We start from the raw sequence: 12,463 nt of genomic DNA, 5'->3' as shown, positions 1-12,463 counted from the left end.
TTAGCTATAATCCAAACTTTGTAGGCAAATCTACTGGTTTGAGAATGAAAGTCAAACGCGTCCTCCGTGATGAGAAACACATTGAAGAGATTAATAAAGCGGTCGAAATCTTTTTAGGGGAAATAGAACAAGAGATGCAAAAGATTTTGGCAAAAGCTGCTTAAACCTATGGGGGTGCTCTCTCCTTCTCCTCTTGCTTAAGCACCCCCACCCATTTAATTAACATAAAAAAGAGAAAGGTAATGAGATGATATTTGATGATGGAGATAGATATGTAACAACACGTGAGTGTGCACAGCTTTTTAGTGTATCCACAACAACGATTCGCAATTGGGTGCTTCAGGGGTTGTTTCCGGAGCCATATAAGCTAGGGAGAGCAGTGAGATGGAGAAAAAAAGAGATCTTAGCCTTCACTCCAAAGAAAAATAGGGAGCAAATAAGAACAAATTAGGTAAAATTATATAAACTGTAGAAGGTGGTCTGAAAATGGCTATTTAAAGAAAAAAATCTATATATTTCAATATGTTGAAGATATAAAATGGTGCCCAAAAGAGGACTCGAACCTCCACGCCTTGCGGCACAGGTACCTGAAACCTGCGCGTCTACCAATTCCGCCATCTGGGCTCATAAAATTGATCTAAGCGTATGAAGCAATTCTGTCAATGAAATTATAGAATTTATTTTTTAGCTTAAAACGATTGAATTAAATTTTTTGGGAGATCATGGTTTTAGAAGTTTAAGGTGTGAGGACTGTCTTTGATAAAATTGTTGAATCCGGATTAAATGTATAAATAATAGGAATGCCGGTCGCTAATTCTTGAGATATAATTTCCTCACCGGAGAGACCTTCAAGCGCCATAATAAGAGCACGAAGAGAGTTTCCATGCGCTGCGATTAAAACAATTTGGGAGCGCAAAATATGAGGCTGGATATGGTAAAGATAATAAGGCCAGATGCGCGCACCGGTGTCACGTAGGCTTTCTCCATTCGGAGGCGCAATCGTATAAGAGCGGCGCCACATTTGCACTTGCTCTTGCCCCCATTGTTGACGTACTTCATCTTTATTTAGACCAGAAAGATCACCATAATTACGTTCATTTAATGCGGGATTTTTTATCACTTCTAAATCTGATTGTCCCATTTGTTCTAAAATGTGCTGAGCCGTTTTTTGAGCACGCTGTAAGGCAGATGTATAAGCGATATCAAACTTCAAACCATGTTCTTTCAGTTTTTTTCCTGCTGCTATCGCTTCTGCATGACCTTTTTCTGTTAAATCGGGATCTTTCCAACCGGTAAAAAGGTTTTTGAGATTCCATTCACTTTGTCCATGACGAATTAGTACAAGTATGCGTTTCATTATGAATTGCCTCTATTCTATTGATTGTTTAAAATTCATCGTTCAATCCCAAAACATCGAGCATTGAATAAAGACCGTTTTCATGATTTTTTGCCCACAAAGCTGCTTTTAATGCGCCATTGGCAAAGATAGAGCGTTCTTGCGCTGTATGTGAAAGAATAATGCGCTCATGGGAACCAGCAAAAATGACACTGTGTTCTCCAACAACTGTTCCACCACGTGAATAAGAAAAGCCAATGGAGCCTTTTTCGCGTTTACCTATATGACCATTGCGTTCGTTGACACGCACATTTTTAAGCATAACATTGCGTCCTTCAGCTGCTGCTTGGCCAAGAAGAAGGGCTGTTCCAGAAGGGGCGTCAACTTTGTTCGCGTGATGCATTTCATAAACTTCGATATCAAAATCATCGGCGCCTAATGCTTTAGCGGCTTTCTTTACAAGGTTGGCCAAAAGATTTATTCCAAGGCTCATATTTCCGGATTTGACAATTGTTGTATATTTCGCAAAATCTGCAATTTTTTCTTCTTCTGTTTTGCTAAATCCTGTGGTGCCAATAATATGGACAAGGCTTTTTTGAGCAGCGTAGTTAGCATAAAGAATACTGGCTTTTGGTTGAGAAAAATCTAAAATACCTTCTGTGTTAGAAAAGGCATTTTCAGGATCGTCAGTAATGCCAATTCCAAGAAAATCTGAACCAATTAAGGCACTGGCATCTTTTCCTACAAACGGTGAGCCTTTGCGTACAAGAACAGCACAAAGCTCTACATCTCTCCTCTGTTGGATTGCTGTAATGAGTTCACGTCCCATTCTTCCATTTGCACCAACAACTGTAAGGCGCATTCTTATCTCCTTATGACACTTCACTGTGCAGTATAGGCAAATTCTTGCCTTCTTTCCAATGGTTCTTTTTCTTTATAGGAAAAAATTTTTCCTGCTTTAATTTATCTTCTTGTGCTGTAAAACACTGTTGTTTAGAGAAAGTAATATAAGATCTACAAATTTAAATAGAGATGTTTTTCGTTAGAGTGTGTGATGAATATTCCTAAATAAGGTTTGCTTATGAAACCTAATGGAGATTGTGTATTACTTTACGCTTTTATTTCTTTCGTTCTTTAAGGGGGAGTGTTCTTCATGCAAAACAAGATCTCCTAAACAAAATACACCTATGTTGTCAATTCATGCGCTTGTCTTAAAAAAACATTTCTCAATACGTCTAAACTTATTTTATGATAGTGCTTGTGAGTGGTATCACGAGAGAGTATCCATGAATAATATAAATCTATTCTGCGCCACTATCTTTATGCTTCATAAAAGAGCAAATCAGCACTATCATACGTTTTGTTAGTCTTTAATGTTTTAACAATCCTTGGCACTTAGGCATTTTCATTCTTTTCTTTAATATTTTTTTCACGCACCAATTCCATTTGTGACGCATAAGAAAGCGATTTTGATTGTTTTAAATGTGATGAAGGTAATGAGAAAAAGGTATTTGGAATTGATGATTCAAGTTAAAAACGATTATTTATCGTTGTATATCAATAGGCTATACATAAATAAAATCACGTAAAAGGGGGGGTAAAACAAGGGACGAACAAGAAGTTGGATTGTTTACACACGAGAGCTGGTCGGATTCTTCATCTTTTAGGAAAGCCAGTTGAAAAAATTGTTATGTTGTAAAAACGCATGATGAGTCTTTAGTTTATTATAGAGCAAAGAGTATATATGTTATGCAATGCGTTTTTTCATATATTGGGGAGAATGGAGGATAACATGCGTTAAGTATTGTTATTTCATTTTCCTAGCTTCCAGTGATGCTACAGCTCTTATATTTAAAGAGAGTCTTTAAAATCCTTTCTTATTATTCCTATGCTAATCTTTTTTGTGACACGTCAAGAAAGTGATTTTTTCATGCATTATAAGGGGGGATAAAATAAGAAAATATTATGGGGGGCTTATTCTCTGTTTAATATGATTCTAAATCAATGTATTATCGTATTGTTTATACGCATGCATAAAAATTCATAAGCCTATAAATATCCTTTAGATAAAATATCGTTTTTACTTTTATTTGTGGGAGAAGACTAGAAGTCAAGATCTGCATAGTGAGCACTTGCAACAATTCCGCGGACGCGATCTGTTAAAAGAGAACGAAAAGAAGGGCGTGATTTAATTCTCATATACCAGTCTTTGGCAGCAGGAGATTGTTCCCAGTCAATTTCCCCTAGAAAGTCAAGTACAGAAATAGAGGCTGCTGCTGCTAGGTCTGCATAGGACAAGGCAGAACCGACTAAGCTATCGCGAGAGGCACAGAGCCAGTTGAGATAGTTCATATGTGGTAAAATATTGGCACGTGCATTACGTAAAATTTGTGAATTAGGAGCACCACCACCAATGGCAAGTGGCATTTCACGTTTATGGATTCGTTCTCGTACGATATGGCGCGTTGCTTCATTTTCGAATTTATTTAAGAACCAGTCATTGAGACGGCGTACTTCCGCACGATCTAAAGGATTTTCCGGAAAGAGCTTATTGTCTTGTCGTAAACTTCCATGTGTTTCGTCTAAATATTCGCAGATAACAAGAGGACCTGATAATGGAACCTCGTGTTCATCGAGAAAAACAGGAACATGACCAGCGGGATTGAGGGCTAGAAATTCGTGTCTTCTTGCCCATTCATATTCTTCAATCAGTTGAGTGGTTACACCATATTCCCCAAGAACGAGGCGTATGAAGCGCGAGGCAGCGGATAGGGGAGAGTGAAAAAGTGTCAGCATAATTTACACTATCAAATAGAGTTGATGAGAATTCTTTCAAGTAATCATTTTTATAAAGATGCTTGACTAGAAGTACAAGATCATTAGCAGCTGCTAGCAATTATAATTAATAAATTGTTAATAATAGCAATTGTTCTTTTATGCGATGGTTTGCAAAATGGCAGCACGTAATTCTTCTAAACCGAGAGCTTTTTCTGAAGAGGTTACAAGAAGCTCAGGATAAGCTGCCGGACGTTTGAGAAGTTTTGTTTGTGTGCTCATAATTAATTTTTCCAAGGCATTTGATTTGATTTTATCGCTTTTTGTCAAAACAATTTGATAAGAAACGGCTGCTTTATCAAGGAGAGAAAGAACATCTTCATCATTATTTTTGATTCCTCGCCGTGAATCAATTAAGATATATACACGTTTTAATGTTGTGCGCCCCCGTAAATAGCTAAAAATCAAATTTGTCCACGCATCAACCAGATTTTTAGGAGCAGCAGCGAAACCATAACCAGGCATATCTACTAATGCTAGAGGGGGAAGATCTCCCAGCTGCCCACTGAAGCCATCGGGAACAAAATAATTAAGCTCTTGAGTCCGTCCTGGTGTATTTGAGGTGCGTGCTAAGCTTTTTTGTTGGACGAGTGCGTTTATTAAAGATGATTTTCCAACATTGGAACGTCCTGCAAATGCAATTTCTGGTGGTCCTTCAGGGGGGAGAAAGCGTATCGCTGGTACACCACGAATAAAAATCCAATTGCGAGAAAAAATTCCAGAAAGGGAAGAATTTCTTGTCATTCATGCACTTCTTTTTTGGGTGATCTTCTCCACATGGCTTTCAGATTATCAAAAAGCTCAATTTTCACTCCTTGGCGCTTCATCATGATACCTTGCTGAATGATTGATAATATATTGTTCCATGCCCAATAGATGACGAGACCAACAGGGAAAGAGGCGAGCATAAAAGTAAAGACAACAGGCATCCATGTGAATATCATCGCTTGGGTTTGGTCTTGAGGAGCGGGATTCATACGCATTTGTAAAAACATCGTTATTCCCATAATCAAAGGCCATGCACCAATCATAAGAAATGTTGGCGTTGTATACGGTAAGAGACCAAACAAGTTAAAAAGAGAAGTTGGATCAGGTGCCGCTAAATCTTTAATCCAGCCAAAGAAAGGGGCATGGCGCATTTCAATGGTTATATAGAGAACTTTATAAAGAGCAAAGAATATTGGGAATTGAACCAACATTGGCCAACAACCTGCAAGGGGATTAATTTTTTCGGTTTTATATAGTTCTATTATTGCTTGTTGTTGCTTGGTTCGATCATCGGGATATTTTTCTTTTATTTCTAGCAACCGCGGTTGTAAAAGCTTCATGCGTGCCATAGATTTATAAGATTTATTGGCTAGAGGGAAAAGAAGAGTTTTTAAGAGCACCGTGACAAGAAGGATGGCGATACCAAAATTTCCTGTTTGTTTATAAAGAATATCAATGAGAGAAAACATTGGTTTGGTGATGAAATCAAACCAACCCCAGTCAATTAAAAGAGCAAACTTTTTGATTTTTAGGTCATTTTGATAGTTATTAATAATTTCAACTTGTTTTGCACCAGCAAAAAGACGATTTGTAATAGTTTTTGTTTCATTTGGGGCAATCGTTAAAAGCGATCCTAGCAAGTCAGACTGATAATGCGTTTGCAAACGATCAAAATAAATAAAACGGCTTGTATATTCTTTATTTTGCGGGGGAATAACTGCTACAGCCCAATATTTATCGGTAATACCAATCCAACCTCCTGTTACTTTGGAGAAAGTCATACTCTTCTGCCCATTATCAGGATTCGGGTCAAGCTCTGCTAAGGTTTTATATTTTTCAGTTTTGAGCGAATCTCCTGCAATACCTATCATACCTTCATGAAGTAAATAGGTTGCATTTGTATGTTCTGGTGGTGCTGCACGTGCAACGCGGGCATAGGATGAGAGATATATTGGTTGATCACTTTCATTGCTGATAGAATCTTCAATGGTAAACATGAAATGATCATCAACAGAAAGAATACGCCGGAAGATCTGTCCTTGTCCATTATTATAAATTAAAGTGATGGGTGTTGAAGGAGTCAGGATTGTATTGTTTCCCTCTATTTGCCATTGTGTATCCGATTGTGGCAAAGCTTTTGCTGGTAAAGATGCACTTGCAAAACCAAATTCAGCAAGGTAGGTCGTTTTGAAACCCTTAGGATTCAGCAAATCGATTTCCGGTGATTTTTTATCGACTGTTAAACGATATTTTTTGAGGTGAAGATCATCAAATTGTGCACCAACAAGATTAATAGAGCCTTCCAGTTCATTGGTTTTGATCGCAATACGCTTTGTTTTGGCCAATACAGCTTTCCGGATTTCAGGTGTCATTGGTTGTTCGATGATAGATGTTGCTTGATGCGTTGAGGTATCGTCAGAAAAATTCGTCGTGGTAGTAGAAAGGGTTGATTGTTGTTTTGACAATTGCTGTGTGATGACTTGTTGTTTTTGTAACTTTGCTTGTTTGGGAGCAACATGAAGAAATTGCCATGCGATGAGCACTACGAAAGATAAGCCAATAGCGATAAAGAAATTGCGGTTATATTCCATCCGTACACCCTTGTTGTTGTTGCTGATGTTTTATTTTTGGTTTTATTCGCCGATTTAATTCACTAATTAAGGATGTAAAAGGCGCATGTAACGCATCACGATATGCTACAATGACATAGTCTGTTCCTGCTTCCATGTGGTTTGTTACACCAACTCTTACGGCTTCACGCAAGCGCCTTTTGATACGATTACGTTTCACAGCATTACCGTTTTTACGAGTAACAGTGAAGCCTACACGTGCAACAAGAGAATCTTTTCTTTCTGTTGTTTGTTCACGAGATTTAACTTCGAGCAAAAATAAAGGACCACGCCGCTTTTCTCCTGTACGGACAGCCAAAAAGTCTGCTCTTTTGCGAATACGGCAGGGATATTTTTTCTTCATAAAAGAACATTTCGCAATTTCACTAAATGCCTGCAAGCAGGCATTAGAGGTTCATAACAAAAGTTTCACAACGAAGAAATGGTGAGCAATCCTCAACGGTTGTGAAAATTTAAATGGTTAAGCAGAGAGCCGCTTACGTCCACGAGAACGTCTTGCAGCAATAACTTTACGTCCTCCAGCTGTGGCCATGCGTGCACGAAACCCATGGCGGCGTTTACGGACAAGTTTAGAGGGTTGGTAAGTACGTTTCATTTATTTAAATACCGCGGAGTGCGGCCCTTCTTAATCTTCGTTTTATGAGCAGTTATGCGCGAGATGAGCGATTTTATCCTATCATACGGCTGTTAACCCATAAGAAAAAATATAAAAAAAGTCAATCTTAGATTGTTTTTCTCGCTCTTGAAAGAATACAAAACACCTTATAACTGTCTGTGATACTTTTTTACGATACTGTAAGAGTGTCAGAAAATAACGATTGAGTCTACAGAAAATAAATGACTAGGGCGTTAAAGAATTAAAGTAAAGTGTGACTGATTACTGTATACTCAATTTAAAGTATTCTTTAATATTAAAATTTTTTTGAGTTTTTGTTTTTACAAAATTTTTATCAGAACATTCATTAAAGTGGTTGTAGACAAACACGATTGATAGGATTTTATAGCAGATTTTATGTTTGAGATTCTTTATTTAAGGATGGTTTCATATTTTTAAAGAGAAAAAAGAGATAAGATATAAGTAATTTATACTTTATAATTCTGAGTAAAGTAGAAAATTAGCAGGTGATAAACCTGTAAGTATTTTTCGTTCTTATGCTTGTATTTGCTGGTATTTTTATAGAGAGGAAAGAACGTGGATTCTATTACAAGTGAGGCTGTCCGCAACGTATTACGTAAAATCAAAGGACCAGATCTTGAAAGCGATATTGTGTCGTTGGGGCTTCTTTCAGAAATATTGATTGCTGATAGTAAGGTTTTCTTTTCCATTACAGTTCCTGATGGAGGTGCACAAGAATGGGAATCATTGCGTCGTTCTGCTGAAAAGGTGGTATGTGCTTTGGAGGGAGTGGAATCTGTTGTTGTCACACTTACAGCAGAAAAAACAACAAAGGCAGCACCTAGACGGAGAGGAAATCCCTTACCTATCAAAATGCCCATAGAAGGTGTGCGGCATGTGATTGCTATTGCTTCTGGAAAAGGAGGGGTCGGAAAATCTACGATGGCAATAAATATCGCCTTAGCTTTACAAGATTCTGGTTTCAAGACGGGGATGATGGATGCTGATATTTATGGTCCATCTTTGCCGCGTTTGACAGGACTTGTTAATCAAAAACCACAGCTCGTTGGAGAAAAAAAGATTCAACCTCTTGAAAAATTCGGACTTAAATTGATGTCGATGGGATTTTTGGTTGAGGAAGAAAAGCCGGTAGTATGGCGTGGTCCTATGGTTATGGCAGCGGTAACGCAATTGTTACGAGACGTTTTATGGGGACCTCTGGACGTTTTAGTCGTTGATATGCCGCCCGGTACAGGGGATGCACAACTAACGCTTGCACAACAGGTACAATTAACAGGTGCGTTGGTTGTCTCTACGCCCCAAGATCTTGCTTTAGTGGATGCGCGTAAAGCAATAGAAATGTTCATGAAAGTCAATGTTCCTATTTTAGGAATTATTGAGAATATGAGTTATTTTATCGCTCCTGATACGGGAAAACGCTATGATATTTTTGGCTATGGTGGTGCACGGGCAGAAGCGGAACGTCGAGAAGTCCCTTTCTTAGCGGAAATACCGCTTGATGCAGCTTTACGATTTTCTTCAGATGAGGGGATCCCTATTTTTGTTGCTAAGCCTAGTAAAGAGCATACTAAACTGTATCGTAAAATTGTTGATCAAATAAAAAATCAACTCTTTTAAATGGATGTTTGTTTGAGGAAGTTTATTAAAACACAATCATGGAAGACGTAAAAATAGTTGCTTCTTTGTAGGGGAAGTTTTAATGTGTGCGTGGAGTATATAGGTTAAATAAACAAAAAATTATTCATGCGTTTGGATAACCTGAAGGGGAACGAAATTAGAAGAGATAGAGCCATGAGGTAGAAAAAAATATTGGTATTGAGGCTAAAAGAAGAAGACAGAAAATAAAAATAATTTAGAAAAATTGTAAAAGGTTGTAAAAAATATTTTAAAAATCAATTCTTTTCATAAGATGGTATTTTTTTCAGGTGTAAAAAGCATTTTTCGATATGAGTTTTCTTGATATAAATCTTCAACATTTAGCTCTTTCTTATTGAGATGATAAAAAAATGTTGGTCAAGTCTTTTTAGAAGCATTCATTTTTTGCAAAGTAGCCTCAAGAGCTGTTGTTAAAGCATTCCTTCCCCCTTGATGAGAAAAGTAATTTGACAAAAATTCATTTGTTCCACCCTTTGTTGAAAACTCTTTTTCAAGCAGTGCAAAATCGAGAAATGCAGAACGATTCGTTGCTATAATTTTACGCATTTCATCCGTAAGATTTCCAAACATCATGGTAAGGAATTCTGCTGATTGCTGTTTTTTTAACCCCTGTGTTATAAACCACTGATGGGCTGTTTCTATAAAATTAAAATATACTCCCATCAGAGAACCAGCTGTCATAAAAAGATTAAATTGCTCTTCCTTACCAAGCACCAATGTGCCCCCCAATACATCAAATAAAGTGCGTAAAAAGGGATGATCGGGATAGATTGGTGTCAAATTTTTGCATTCTGCAACAAAAGGTAATGGAACAGCACGATAAACTTTATGATTAATCCACTCTTCTACTTCTGCTGCTTTTGCCATAGCAAGTACGGAAATAACCAGCTGTTCTGGACGAAAATGAAGAGAGCGCAAAACGCCTTCTGCAATTTGGTTGGGCAAGCAAAGAAAAACACAATCACTAACATCAAGCAACGCTTGGTTATTTTCAGCAATTATAACTTTATCATAAGTGTTTGAAAGGCGCTCTGCTGTTTGTGCATTGCGAGGTGAAACAATAATGGAAGAAACATCAAAGGTGCTTGTCATGAGTCCATTCACCATTGAAGCACTGATTGTACCCGTTCCCAAAAAGCCAAGTTTCATTTCTATTTCTCAGTTTTATATTTTAAAAGGAATCTCAATCAACATCTCCGGTGTTTTAACTAACATAAGCGCTAATTGAAGAGGCAACACATATCATAGCAAGAATAATCAAGCCCAAATAGATTTTTGGTTTGTCAAAGAGAACGGCAAAAGCAGAAAACCAACCAACAACAGCTGCGGCTAATGCAAATAAAAAACCTGGTTTATTCATAAGTACAATATGCATTGCCATTAAACCACCAATAATCAGCGCTCCAAAAACAATGAGTAAACCTGTTGCAAACTTTTCATAATCATCCATATTTCACTCCTTATAGCGCTCAAACGGTTACACACTTTTTAACGCATATGCACATAAAAACGAAATGTTTTTTATAGAGTATGGTTAAAATGGGGTCTGCCTCTTATTGATCAGATGTAAAAAATGCAGGGATATGCTGCGGCCAACGCCAAGGTAAAATTGCAATCAAATCAAAGCGTACAGACAAAAGGGCATGATCTTTTTGCCGTGCGAGCCAAATATCGGCTGCTGCCTCAATTCGCCTTTCATTCATTCGGGAAACCGCTTCCATTGCTTCAGCCAACGTTGAACGTGCTTTAACTTCAACAATTAACACAAGATTTCCACGTCGTGCAATTAAATCAATTTCCCCACATTTTGTTTTAAAACGCATTTCGGCAATGTGAAACCCTTTGCAACGTAGCCACCAAGCTGCCAATTTTTCTGCACGGATCCCTCGATAAAAAGACTTTTGTCTGCGTTTTTTTTGTATCATCTTACGCATTTTTTAAAAAAACTAACCGCTGAAAAAGTTCCTGCTTTTTAAAACCGGTCTCTTTTGCAACCAAAGCTGCTGCTTGAGCAGCAGAATGTGTCTGCGCGCGTTCTAATAGCATTTCATCAATTTCTTGATCACTTATCACATTTAAAGAAGAGGATGATTCTCCAACAAGCACAACAATTTCCCCACGAATATGTGCTTGTTTTCTGTAATTTTCCAACAAATTCGCTAAATTGGAAACATCTACTGTTTCAAACTTCTTTGTTAATTCACGACAAATGGCAGCAGGTCGATCAGCCGAAAAAAGAGTGACCATATCCTGTAAAGTTTCAACAAGACGATGCGGTGATTCATAAAAAATCAAAGTTGCTGGAATCTCTTTTAATTGTTCCAACCGTTTTCTGCGCTGTAGCTTGCGTGCACTCAAAAAACCTGCAAAAAAAAAGCTATCAGTAGGAAGCCCTGTCGGTATAAGAGCGGCTAAAAGAGCGGATGCTCCAGGAATAGGAATAATTTTATGACCAGCTTTACGGGCTTCTTCTACTAATCTAAATCCGGGATCAGAAATAAGTGGTGTTCCCGCATCTGAAACAAGCGCTACTGTTTTGTTTTCTGCTAAAGCCGCTAAGAGCTTCGGACCCGCTTTTTGCGCATTATATTCATGATAGAGAAAAGTTTTTTTTTGAATACCGTAACGTTCCAACAAAATACGTGTTACCCGTGTATCCTCACACGCTAAAATATCAATTCTTGCAAGCACTTGCAAAGCACGAAGCGTAATATCTGCAAGATTTCCGATAGGCGTTGCCACAAGATAAAGCCCTGATTCTATAACGGGTGCAGAATAAGCATGCGCACCTATAAAATATGCTTTTTCACACATGCTCTTTTCTTTTCATCAAATTTCCCTCACCATAAGAGTTTTATCCATACTCATAAGTCATTTTGGCTCATTTTTATCAGCGCATTTTTTTATCATTATAAAGGCTTACCTTACTCGAATAATCGATTACACTACAATAAGATAATCTCATATTTAACGTCTTAATCTAACATTATTATCTATTTTGATCCGCGTTATCTTTTTTAGTAAAACAAATTCCAGATGTAACCAATATTCTATCAGCTCCACGATTTTCTATAAAGTTTTTCCTTCGAGAACCAAAAAACAATTTCACCTATGCCACCATCTCACGCTTGGCTGTGCTCTTTTAAAAGCTAAGCTTTTTAGACTATTTCCATAACGCCTATCTTTCAAATATTCTATTGATATCCAAATTATTTTTCTGAGCAAATGTAAACAGCCTCTTTTGAAACATAAACAGCTAACTGTATTGTTATTGATCAAATATAAGTCCTTATCAGCAAAATATTTCATTTTTTTCATACTCTCTAAAGCTTTAACAGTATAATAAGTACCTTAGAAACGTTTAAGATTAATTTTTATCTT

The 12,463-nt window shown here is 37.4% G+C and carries 13 protein-coding genes, 1 tRNA gene and 1 pseudogene; 3 read left to right on the top strand and 12 right to left on the bottom strand.

Features of this window, described 5'->3' with window-relative positions; all coding sequences use genetic code 11:
* Together ACFIKR_RS07545 and ACFIKR_RS07540 are read left to right on the top strand one after the other, a co-directional pair.
* Nucleotides 1-164 (top strand): annotated as a pseudogene (locus ACFIKR_RS07545) (exonuclease); the annotation flags it as partial.
* An 83-nt stretch (nucleotides 165-247) separates the two neighbouring features.
* Nucleotides 248-451 carry a helix-turn-helix transcriptional regulator gene (locus ACFIKR_RS07540; protein WP_375659427.1) on the top strand — a complete coding sequence of 68 codons (204 nt, stop codon included), beginning with the start codon at nucleotides 248-250 and terminating at the stop codon, nucleotides 449-451.
* An 88-nt stretch (nucleotides 452-539) separates the two neighbouring features.
* Here the strand turns inward: ACFIKR_RS07540 and ACFIKR_RS07535 are convergent.
* The 8 genes from ACFIKR_RS07535 to rpmH all read right to left on the bottom strand — a co-directional run bounded on the left by ACFIKR_RS07535 (nucleotide 540) and on the right by rpmH (nucleotide 7,384).
* Nucleotides 540-624 (bottom strand) — tRNA-Leu (locus ACFIKR_RS07535).
* A 112-nt stretch (nucleotides 625-736) separates the two neighbouring features.
* Complete coding sequence (locus ACFIKR_RS07530) at nucleotides 737-1,357, bottom strand: 2,3-bisphosphoglycerate-dependent phosphoglycerate mutase (RefSeq protein WP_375659426.1); 621 nt, start codon at nucleotides 1,355-1,357, stop codon at nucleotides 737-739.
* Between the two features lie 28 nt (nucleotides 1,358-1,385).
* Entirely contained in the window at nucleotides 1,386-2,198 is an 813-nt protein-coding gene (dapB, locus tag ACFIKR_RS07525; protein WP_375659425.1) for a 4-hydroxy-tetrahydrodipicolinate reductase, read from the bottom strand.
* 1,241 nt (nucleotides 2,199-3,439) lie between these two features.
* Nucleotides 3,440-4,132 (bottom strand): glutathione S-transferase family protein, encoded by a 693-nt coding sequence (locus ACFIKR_RS07520; RefSeq protein WP_375659424.1) that lies wholly within the window; start codon nucleotides 4,130-4,132, stop codon nucleotides 3,440-3,442.
* Nucleotides 4,133-4,270: 138 nt separating this feature from the next.
* Complete coding sequence (yihA, locus tag ACFIKR_RS07515) at nucleotides 4,271-4,915, bottom strand: ribosome biogenesis GTP-binding protein YihA/YsxC (protein ID WP_375659423.1); 645 nt, start codon at nucleotides 4,913-4,915, stop codon at nucleotides 4,271-4,273.
* The gene (gene yidC, locus ACFIKR_RS07510; protein ID WP_375636320.1) at nucleotides 4,912-6,750 is read right to left on the bottom strand and encodes a membrane protein insertase YidC; all 1,839 of its coding nucleotides are present in this window, start codon (nucleotides 6,748-6,750) and stop codon (nucleotides 4,912-4,914) included. The genes yihA and yidC overlap by 4 nt, the downstream gene beginning before the upstream one ends.
* A complete protein-coding gene (rnpA, locus tag ACFIKR_RS07505) occupies nucleotides 6,740-7,132 on the bottom strand; it encodes a ribonuclease P protein component (protein WP_375659422.1) in 393 nt (130 codons plus the stop codon). The genes yidC and rnpA overlap by 11 nt, the downstream gene beginning before the upstream one ends.
* 117 nt (nucleotides 7,133-7,249) lie before the next feature.
* Nucleotides 7,250-7,384 carry a 50S ribosomal protein L34 gene (rpmH, locus tag ACFIKR_RS07500; RefSeq protein ID WP_375659421.1) on the bottom strand — a complete coding sequence of 45 codons (135 nt, stop codon included), beginning with the start codon at nucleotides 7,382-7,384 and terminating at the stop codon, nucleotides 7,250-7,252.
* Nucleotides 7,385-7,981: 597 nt separating this feature from the next.
* Here rpmH and ACFIKR_RS07495 point away from each other — a divergent pair.
* Nucleotides 7,982-9,043, top strand: coding sequence for an Mrp/NBP35 family ATP-binding protein (locus tag ACFIKR_RS07495; RefSeq protein ID WP_375659420.1), 1,062 nt, complete (start codon nucleotides 7,982-7,984; stop codon nucleotides 9,041-9,043).
* A gap of 396 nt (nucleotides 9,044-9,439) precedes the next feature.
* Here the strand turns inward: ACFIKR_RS07495 and ACFIKR_RS07490 are convergent, their stop codons facing one another.
* The 4 genes from ACFIKR_RS07490 to rsmI all read right to left on the bottom strand — a co-directional run bounded on the left by ACFIKR_RS07490 (nucleotide 9,440) and on the right by rsmI (nucleotide 11,896).
* Complete coding sequence (locus ACFIKR_RS07490; protein ID WP_375659419.1) at nucleotides 9,440-10,231, bottom strand: pyrroline-5-carboxylate reductase; 792 nt, start codon at nucleotides 10,229-10,231, stop codon at nucleotides 9,440-9,442.
* Nucleotides 10,232-10,286: 55 nt separating this feature from the next.
* On the bottom strand, nucleotides 10,287-10,532 hold the full coding sequence (locus ACFIKR_RS07485) for a hypothetical protein (protein ID WP_015856281.1): 246 nt from the start codon (nucleotides 10,530-10,532) through the stop codon (nucleotides 10,287-10,289).
* Between the two features lie 103 nt (nucleotides 10,533-10,635).
* A complete protein-coding gene (locus tag ACFIKR_RS07480) occupies nucleotides 10,636-11,004 on the bottom strand; it encodes a YraN family protein (protein WP_375659428.1) in 369 nt (122 codons plus the stop codon).
* A gap of 4 nt (nucleotides 11,005-11,008) precedes the next feature.
* Nucleotides 11,009-11,896 (bottom strand): 16S rRNA (cytidine(1402)-2'-O)-methyltransferase, encoded by an 888-nt coding sequence (gene rsmI, locus ACFIKR_RS07475; protein WP_375659418.1) that lies wholly within the window; start codon nucleotides 11,894-11,896, stop codon nucleotides 11,009-11,011.
* Between the last annotated feature and the right edge of the window lie 567 nt (nucleotides 11,897-12,463).

Source organism: Bartonella sp. MR30HLJHH, from assembly GCF_042194195.1.
Taxonomy (GTDB): Bacteria; Pseudomonadota; Alphaproteobacteria; order Rhizobiales; family Rhizobiaceae; genus Bartonella; species Bartonella grahamii.
The sequence above is the reverse complement of the archived record's forward strand: the minus strand, read 5'-3'. Positions and strand labels throughout refer to the sequence as shown.

Coding starts and splice junctions, on each gene's coding strand:
- ACFIKR_RS07485 (WP_015856281.1), bottom strand. CDS start 10,532: ATGGATGATTATGAAAAGTTTGCAACAGGTTTACTCATTGTTTTTGGA.
- ACFIKR_RS07490 (WP_375659419.1), bottom strand. CDS start 10,231: ATGAAACTTGGCTTTTTGGGAACGGGTACAATCAGTGCTTCAATGGTG.
- rnpA (WP_375659422.1), bottom strand. CDS start 7,132: ATGAAGAAAAAATATCCCTGCCGTATTCGCAAAAGAGCAGACTTTTTG.
- ACFIKR_RS07540 (WP_375659427.1), top strand. CDS start 248: ATGATATTTGATGATGGAGATAGATATGTAACAACACGTGAGTGTGCA.
- dapB (WP_375659425.1), bottom strand. CDS start 2,198: ATGCGCCTTACAGTTGTTGGTGCAAATGGAAGAATGGGACGTGAACTC.
- ACFIKR_RS07520 (WP_375659424.1), bottom strand. CDS start 4,132: ATGCTGACACTTTTTCACTCTCCCCTATCCGCTGCCTCGCGCTTCATA.
- ACFIKR_RS07530 (WP_375659426.1), bottom strand. CDS start 1,357: ATGAAACGCATACTTGTACTAATTCGTCATGGACAAAGTGAATGGAAT.
- yihA (WP_375659423.1), bottom strand. CDS start 4,915: ATGACAAGAAATTCTTCCCTTTCTGGAATTTTTTCTCGCAATTGGATT.
- rpmH (WP_375659421.1), bottom strand. CDS start 7,384: ATGAAACGTACTTACCAACCCTCTAAACTTGTCCGTAAACGCCGCCAT.
- yidC (WP_375636320.1), bottom strand. CDS start 6,750: ATGGAATATAACCGCAATTTCTTTATCGCTATTGGCTTATCTTTCGTA.
- rsmI (WP_375659418.1), bottom strand. CDS start 11,896: ATGTGTGAAAAAGCATATTTTATAGGTGCGCATGCTTATTCTGCACCC.